This window comes from Flavobacterium sp., assembly GCF_043779715.1.
Classification (GTDB): domain Bacteria; phylum Bacteroidota; class Bacteroidia; order Flavobacteriales; family Flavobacteriaceae; genus Flavobacterium.
On the sequence record NZ_JAYWDT010000140.1, the window covers coordinates 1 to 7,604 of the forward strand.

Annotated in this window: 7 protein-coding genes and 1 pseudogene; 3 read left to right on the forward strand and 5 right to left on the reverse strand. The window is 30.9% G+C overall.

What is annotated here, in order from left to right; translation table 11 throughout:
- From ACH2BG_RS07020 to holA, 4 genes and pseudogenes are all read right to left on the reverse strand, one after another.
- Positions 1 to 1,126, reverse strand: a pseudogene (locus ACH2BG_RS07020) (hybrid sensor histidine kinase/response regulator); the annotation flags it as partial.
- A 71-nt stretch (positions 1,127 to 1,197) separates the two neighbouring features.
- Positions 1,198 to 2,889 (reverse strand): energy-dependent translational throttle protein EttA, encoded by a 1,692-nt coding sequence (gene ettA / locus ACH2BG_RS07025; protein WP_395046997.1) that lies wholly within the window; start codon positions 2,887 to 2,889, stop codon positions 1,198 to 1,200.
- Positions 2,890 to 2,960: 71 nt separating this feature from the next.
- Positions 2,961 to 3,143 (reverse strand): CAL67264 family membrane protein, encoded by a 183-nt coding sequence (locus tag ACH2BG_RS07030; protein ID WP_395046998.1) that lies wholly within the window; start codon positions 3,141 to 3,143, stop codon positions 2,961 to 2,963.
- 62 nt (positions 3,144 to 3,205) lie between these two features.
- Positions 3,206 to 4,210, reverse strand: coding sequence for a DNA polymerase III subunit delta (gene holA / locus ACH2BG_RS07035; RefSeq protein WP_395046999.1), 1,005 nt, complete (start codon positions 4,208 to 4,210; stop codon positions 3,206 to 3,208).
- A 55-nt stretch (positions 4,211 to 4,265) separates the two neighbouring features.
- Here holA and ACH2BG_RS07040 point away from each other — a divergent pair, with 55 nt between their 5' ends.
- From ACH2BG_RS07040 to ACH2BG_RS07050, 3 genes are read left to right on the forward strand one after another with little or no spacing between them, the layout of a single operon-like run.
- Positions 4,266 to 4,730, forward strand: a complete 465-nt coding sequence (locus ACH2BG_RS07040) for a type I restriction enzyme HsdR N-terminal domain-containing protein (protein WP_395047000.1) — start codon at positions 4,266 to 4,268, stop codon at positions 4,728 to 4,730.
- Between the two features lie 2 nt (positions 4,731 to 4,732).
- Positions 4,733 to 5,725, forward strand: a complete 993-nt coding sequence (locus tag ACH2BG_RS07045) for a glycosyltransferase family 2 protein (protein ID WP_395047001.1) — start codon at positions 4,733 to 4,735, stop codon at positions 5,723 to 5,725.
- A 41-nt stretch (positions 5,726 to 5,766) separates the two neighbouring features.
- Positions 5,767 to 6,006, forward strand: a complete 240-nt coding sequence (locus ACH2BG_RS07050) for a hypothetical protein (RefSeq protein ID WP_011963201.1) — start codon at positions 5,767 to 5,769, stop codon at positions 6,004 to 6,006.
- Between the two features lie 51 nt (positions 6,007 to 6,057).
- On the opposite strand, the gene ACH2BG_RS07055 is transcribed toward ACH2BG_RS07050, so the two are convergent.
- Positions 6,058 to 7,515, reverse strand: a complete 1,458-nt coding sequence (locus tag ACH2BG_RS07055; RefSeq protein ID WP_395047002.1) for an AAA family ATPase — start codon at positions 7,513 to 7,515, stop codon at positions 6,058 to 6,060.
- Between the last annotated feature and the right edge of the window lie 89 nt (positions 7,516 to 7,604).

A 7,604-nucleotide genomic window follows, 5' to 3' on the forward strand; every position in this document is an offset into this window, starting at 1 on the left:
GAAGTTCATGAGTGATTGTTGAAACAAATTGAGATTTTAATCTTGTAGCTTCCTCTGCTTTTTCTTTTGCAACTTGAAGGTCTGTATTAGCAGCTGTTAGATCGTTATTATTTTGTTTTTTTAGGTTATAATTTTTGTATAAACTATAAAAAAGTAATAATAAGAATGCTAATATTACAAAAAACAAACTCAAAATTGTTTTAGATTTTTTTAGACTTAAAGATTGAATTTTTTTATCGGTTTGCAACTTTTCGATATCACTTTTATAAATATCAAATTCTATATTTCTCGCAGCGAGATTGGCTTTTGCCATTTTTTCTTTATTAAAAAGTGATTCGACTATCTCATTATGTTTTGCGAGATTTTCGTAAGCTTTTTCATAATCTCCATTTTTAGCTAAAAATTTAGCATATTCTAGATGTAAATATTGTTTTTCTTCATTAAAATCAATTTTTGTTCCTTCGTTTATTCCTTTCAAATAATAATAATTAGCTTTACTATTATCTCCTTTTCCTGCATAGTACATACCATTTAGCATGTTTATGGAGATAATATAATCTCTATCTCCAAATTTTGCTTGATATTTATTTACAAAATTTAAATTTTTAAAACCCAAATCGAATTCTTTTTCATCAAAATAGGTCCAAGCAATATTCAAATTTACCATAACTAGATTTGTGGAATCTTTTTTTGTTTCATAATACGCTTTTGTTTTTTCATAATAATACAATGATTTTTCATAATGATTTAGTAAATCTATCGAGTTTATATTTCCTAAATCATTATAAACGTCTGCTTTTATTTTTCCGTTTTTAGATTTTGTAGCGTAGTTTAAAGCTTTGTTATAAAAAAATAGTGCTTTATTTAAATCTTTTAATTCTTCGAAGTTCATACCTATTCTCTGACAACTTATTGCTACAAGAGAATCATTACCTATAATTTTTGCGTTATGCAATGCAATACGAGAAATTTGTATCGATTTTTCGAAATTTGCTTGTTTAAAATATTTTCTTGATTGCTTATTTAATTCGACAATTTCTTGTACCGATTTTTTTTCTTGTGAGAAAGTATAGCTCTGAAAGAAAACAAAGAATAGGAGAAGAAAAAATAATTTATATTTATACATATTAAGATTATTTTCAAAAAACTAATGTAAAAAAAAATCCTGACAAATGTCAGGATTCAATTAAATAATTATTACCTTATTAGTTTTCTATATTTCAATCGTTTAGGTGTTAAATCTCCACCTAATCGTTTCTTTTTGTTCTCTTCATATTCAGAGAAACCACCTTCAAAATAATACACTTCAGAATCTCCTTCGAATGCTAGAATGTGTGTGCAAATTCTGTCTAAAAACCATCTATCGTGAGAGATTACTACAGCACAACCAGCGAAGTTTTCTAAACCTTCTTCGAGAGCACGTAAAGTATTTATATCTAAATCATTCGTTGGTTCATCTAACAAAAGTACATTTCCTTCCTCTTTTAGTGTCATGGCAAGGTGCAAACGGTTTCGTTCTCCTCCAGAAAGGGTGTTTACTTTTTTGTTTTGTTCACCACCACCAAAGTTGAAACGTGATAAATAAGCACGAGAATTTACTTGTCGTCCGCCCATCATAATCAGTTCCTGACCATCGGCAAAATTCTCCCATATAGATTTGTTAGGATCTATATTAGAATGCGATTGATCTACATAAGCGATTTTTACAGTTTCACCAACAGTAAATTCGCCCGAATCTGTTTCTTGCTCTCCCATTATCATTCTGAAAATGGTCGATTTACCAGCACCATTTGGCCCAATAATTCCAACAATTCCTGCTTGTGGCAAAGTGAAGTTTAAATTATCATACAATAATTTATCTCCAAAAGCTTTAGCTACATTTTTAGCTTCAATAACATTGGTGCCTAAACGTGGTCCGTTAGGAATATATATTTCTAGATTTTCATCTAATGCCTTTTGATCTTCGTTTAATAATTTATCATAATTCTGTAAACGTGCTTTTTGTTTCGTTTGACGCCCTTTTGCTCCTTGACGAACCCAGTCTAACTCGCGTTCTAAGTTTTTACGACGTTTTGAAGCTACTTTTTCTTCCTGTGCCATTCTGCTCGATTTTTGGTCTAACCAAGAAGAATAATTTCCTTTCCAAGGAATACCTTCTCCTCTATCTAGTTCTAGAATCCAACCTGCAACATTATCTAGGAAATATCTATCATGCGTTACGGCAATTACTGTTCCTGCGTATTGTGCCAAATGTTGTTCTAACCAAAGAACCGATTCTGCATCTAAGTGATTCGTAGGTTCATCTAACAACAAAACATCTGGTTGTTGCAATAACAAACGACATAAAGCGACACGACGACGTTCTCCTCCTGATAAATTTTTAATTGGTGTATCTGCTTCTGGTGTGCGCAAAGCATCCATAGCGATTTCTAGTTTGGTATCTATTTCCCAAGCGCCTAATGAATCTATTTTGTCTTGCAAAGCTGCTTGACGATCCATTAGTTTTTCCATCTTGTCAGCATCTTCATAATATTCTGGCAAGCCAAACATATCATTTATTTTGTTGAACTCATCAAGTACAGCCATAGTTTCGGCTACACCCTCTCGAACAATTTCGATAACCGTTTTAGAATCATCAAGGATTGGTTCTTGTTCTAAATAACCGACAGTATAACCTGGTGCAAAAACTACATCACCTTGGTAATTTTTATCGACTCCTGCAATAATTTTCAAAAGTGAAGATTTACCAGAACCATTTAGTCCTAAAATACCAATTTTTGCTCCGTAAAAGAAACTTAAATATATATTTTTTAATACTTGTTTGTCTGCTCCTTGGTAGGTTTTACTCAATTTTGACATTGAGAATATTACTTTCTTATCGTCTGACATTTCTTTATATTATTAGATTATTTAGATTGTTAGACTTTATACTAACTTATTTTTTTGATTAAAATTGTACATTACAAACGTCCTTTTAGAGAACTGAAGACCCAAGCATTTAATAGAAACCCAAACCCAACAGTTGCAAAACCCCAACCAGCTGTATCGGCATATCTATATGCTCCAAGACCTATTAAGACTAATCCCATGATTATCATCATTAAAGTTGCCCAACCTAAAATTGTATTTTTATTCATTCCCATATTTTCTTTTTTATTTAATTTGAGGGGTACAAATATCGTTCTTTTTTAAATATTTTTCAATGTTAATTAAAAATCTTAACCAACATTTCTTTCAATAAATCCGATTGAGGCAAAGCATTTGCACCAACACCTTTACTTTTCACATCAATATCACGTAAGGAAGCCACAATTTGACTGACTTTTTTCATAGGATAATTGCGTAAAGCCACATCATAATCCTTCAAGAAAAATGGACTTACTCCTAATATTGGCGCAACTGTTTTGGGATTTCGGTCTTTTAATCCGTGGTATTTCAGTAATTGGATAAAAAAACTAAAAACCAAACTTGTCGTGACAACCATAGGATTATCCTTTGGGTTTTGAGCAAAATGGTCGGCAATTTGATAAGATTTTAATTGGTTTCGCTCTCCAATAGCTTTTCTAAATTCAAAAACATTAAAATCCTTACTAAATCCTATATTTTCTTCGATAATTGCTGGTGTAATTGTACTTCCTTGTGGTATAATAATGGCTAGTTTGTCTAGTTCGTTAGCAATTTTACTTAAATCGGTTCCTAGAAAATCTACCAACATTGCAGATGCTTTTGGTTCGATATTGAGTTTCTTCCCTTGTAAAACTCGCTTTAACCACTCGCCTACTTGGTTTTCGTATAATTTTTTGCTTTCGTAAACAACACCTTTTTGAGCTAAAATTTTGGTGATTTTTTTTCGTTTGTCTAACGTTTTGTATTTATAACAAATGACTAAAACCGTTGTTGGTTGTGGATTTTCGGCATACGATTCTAACTTATCTATCGTTTTTATCAAATCCTGTGCTTCTTTTACAATAACAACTTGACGATCCGCCATCATAGGATAACGTTTTGCATTCGAAACGATTTCTTCAATCGTAACATCACGACCGTACAAAACCGTTTGGTTAAAATCTCTTTCGTGTTCTTGCAAAACATTATGCTCGATATATTCTGATAATTTATCAATATAATAAGGCTCTTCGCCCATTAAAAAATAAATTGGTTTTATATTTCCAGCTTTTATATCGTTAATTATTTTTACTACTTCGTCCACAAAAAAGTTGATTTGGTTATTTGGTAATTCGTTTATTTGATAATAGATTTGTAAAATGCAAAAACTGAATTTTCCAACTTATACATTTCGGTTCAAAAATAGTGAAAATAAAGTTTTTATTTTTGATGAAATTCGTAAAAAATTTGTGATTCTAACGCCCGAAGAATGGGTACGTCAAAACGTAGTTCGGTTTTTATTAGAAGAAAAAAAATATCCAAAATCTTATATTAATGTTGAAAAGTTAATCAAAATTGGTGGTTTAAGTAAACGTTATGATATTGTTGTATTTGAACCAAATGGAAAAATATTTTTACTAATAGAATGTAAAGCACCAGAAGTTCCTATATCTCAAAACACTTTCGATCAGATTGCGAGATATAATATGGTTTTGGAAGCAGAATATTTGATGGTTACCAATGGTTTAAATCATTACTTTTGTCAAATGGATTTTGAAAATGAGAAATATTTATTTTTGAAAGAACTTCCTGAATTCCAAATCATAACTAAATCAACGAATTAACATTGAAAATAGCTGTCGTTATATTAAATTGGAATGGACAAAAATTGTTAGAACAGTTTTTGCCTTCGATTGTACAATATTCTCAAGAAGCTACGATTTACGTGGCTGATAATGCTTCGACTGATGATTCTATTTCGTTTGTAAAAACTCATTTTCCTTCGATAAAAATCATCAAAAACAAAGGCAATTTTGGTTATGCAAAAGGTTATAACGAAGCTTTGCAGGAAGTTGAAGAAGATATTTATGCTTTAGTAAATTCTGACATTGAGGTGACTGAAAACTGGTTACAAGCTGTTATTACTTTATTTAAAAGTGAACCTAAAACAAGTATTATTCAACCTAAAATTCTTGATTATAAGAACAAAGAATACTTTGAATATGCTGGTGCTGGCGGCGGATTTATAGATAAATATGGTTTCCCTTTTTGCCGTGGACGCATTTTTGATACTATCGAAAAAGATAACGGACAATATAACGATGTAACCGAAATATTTTGGGCTTCGGGCGCTTGTTTTTTTATTAGAAAAGAAGTTTTTAGAGAGCTGAATGGTTTCGATGCCGATTTTTTCGCACACCAAGAGGAAATTGATTTGTGTTGGAGAGCCTTTAATAAAGGATACATTGCAAAATACTGCGGAGAATCGACCGTTTATCACGTAGGCGGAGCTACTTTAAATACCGAAAACCCTAAAAAAACATTTTTAAATTTTAGAAATTCTTTGTGGATGATGCTTAAAAATCTTCCAACAAGCCAATTATATACTACTTTATTTCTCAGATTAAGTTTAGACGGAATCGCGGGAATTCGTTTTTTAACACAAGGAAAATGGAAACATTTTTGGGCAGTTTTAGAGTCGCATTTTTATTTTTATTTTTATATATTTAAGTTTTTAGGAAAACGTGACACGAATCAATCTGAAAAATATTACAAGACAAAAACCATTGTTTACAGTTATTTTATTAAAAATATCAAGATTTTTACAAACAATTTTTAAAGATTAATATTACCTTTGTCCTTTCTTTATAGAATATTATTATGACAAAATCGCTAGAAAAAAAAGGTCTTTTTACAGGACTGATAGAACAAGACGAAAACGGAAACTTCTTTTGCGGAGAATATTTATTGGATTATAAAATGGTGGTTTCTAACTTTAAATTAGGTGATAAAATCACTCTAAAAACTGCTATTACAAATCCAAGCGATATTTCTTTTAAAGCTTACGAAAAAAAGTCTAAAAACTTCGCTTTATTTAATCTGAAGCCAGATCACGAGTAATAAAAAAGGGGTTAGAAATTTCTAAACCCTTTTTATTAGTAAAATATCTAGTTATAATTTACTAATATAACTTCCGTACATGTCCTTAAACTGATAACCATTTTCGAAACGATCTTTACTTAATTTATCATATTCGACCAATGCCCAAAGGATAAATTCTTTCATAAAATTCCTATCTTCTTTTATTAATTCTGGTTGGTATTTTTGGATTAAATTTTCTAAAGGTTTTACATCATAAAGTATAGATTGGTATTCTTTATCTGAGCAATCATCTAATAATTCGAAACCACTTTCTTTAAAAAACCATTCAACTAATTCAGTATATTCATTTTTGGCGTCGGCACGTTCTAACTTCTCTATTTTTGGAAAAAAGGCTGGGAAGAAAGTATGAATTGCATCTCCAATAAGATGTTGTGCCACAACAGCTGACCCTTCCTGCTCTCCTTCATAAACCAATTCTACTTTACCTGTAATTGATGGAATAATTCCCATAAAATCTGATAATCGTAAGACAGTTTTGTCAGCACCAGATTTTAAAGCACGTCTTTCTGCTGTACTCAACAAATTTTCATAAGCGGTAATGCTTAATCTAGCAGAAACACCACTTTTATTATCAATATACTCACTTTCACGAGCTTCAAAACTTATTTGTTCTAACAAATCTTTAGCCAAAGAGGGAACATAAACCAAATCAGATTGTGCTTTATCTAATCTAGATTCTTGGTGTGTTATCGTTCTTGCAATCTGAATAGTTTCTGGATAATGGGTTAAGATTTGCGATCCTATTCTATCTTTTAGAGGAGTAACAATACTGCCACGATTTGTATAATCTTCAGGATTTGCAGTAAACACAAATTGCATATCAAGTGGCATTCTAAGTTTAAATCCTCTAATTTGAATATCACCTTCTTGCAAAATATTGAATAAAGAAACCTGAATTCGAGCCTGCAAATCAGGTAATTCATTAATCACAAATATGCAGCGATTGGCACGTGGAATCATACCAAAATGAATTACCCGTTCGTCAGCATAGGATAATTTTAAGTTTGATGCTTTTATTGGATCAACATCTCCTATTAAATCAGCTACAGTAACATCAGGTGTAGCGAGTTTTTCAAAAAACCGTTCACTTCGATTCATCCATTCTATTGGGGTTGCATCGCCTTTTTCCTGAATTAAGTCTTTAGAAAAACGAGAAATTGGGTTTAACGGATCATCATTTATTTCTGAACCAACCACAACAGGGATATATTCATCTAACAATTCGATCATTTTTCTAGCCAATCTAGTTTTAGCTTGACCTCGAAGTCCTAACAAATTAATATTATGACGGGAAAGAATAGCACGTTCTAATTCTGGAATTACAGTATTTTCGAAACCATAAACTCCTTCAAAAACTGGTTTTCCTAATTTTATTTTTTCTCGAAGATTGTTCCGTAATTCATCTTTAATACTTTGGCTTTTATATCCTGATTCTTTGAGTTCTCCAAGTGTTTTTATATTTATCATTTGTTGTATTTTTAAACTATAGATGTTTAGAGTTTTATAGTTTCTAATTATGTTATTTTACTATTATTTTTTTGAAATTCTATTTTATT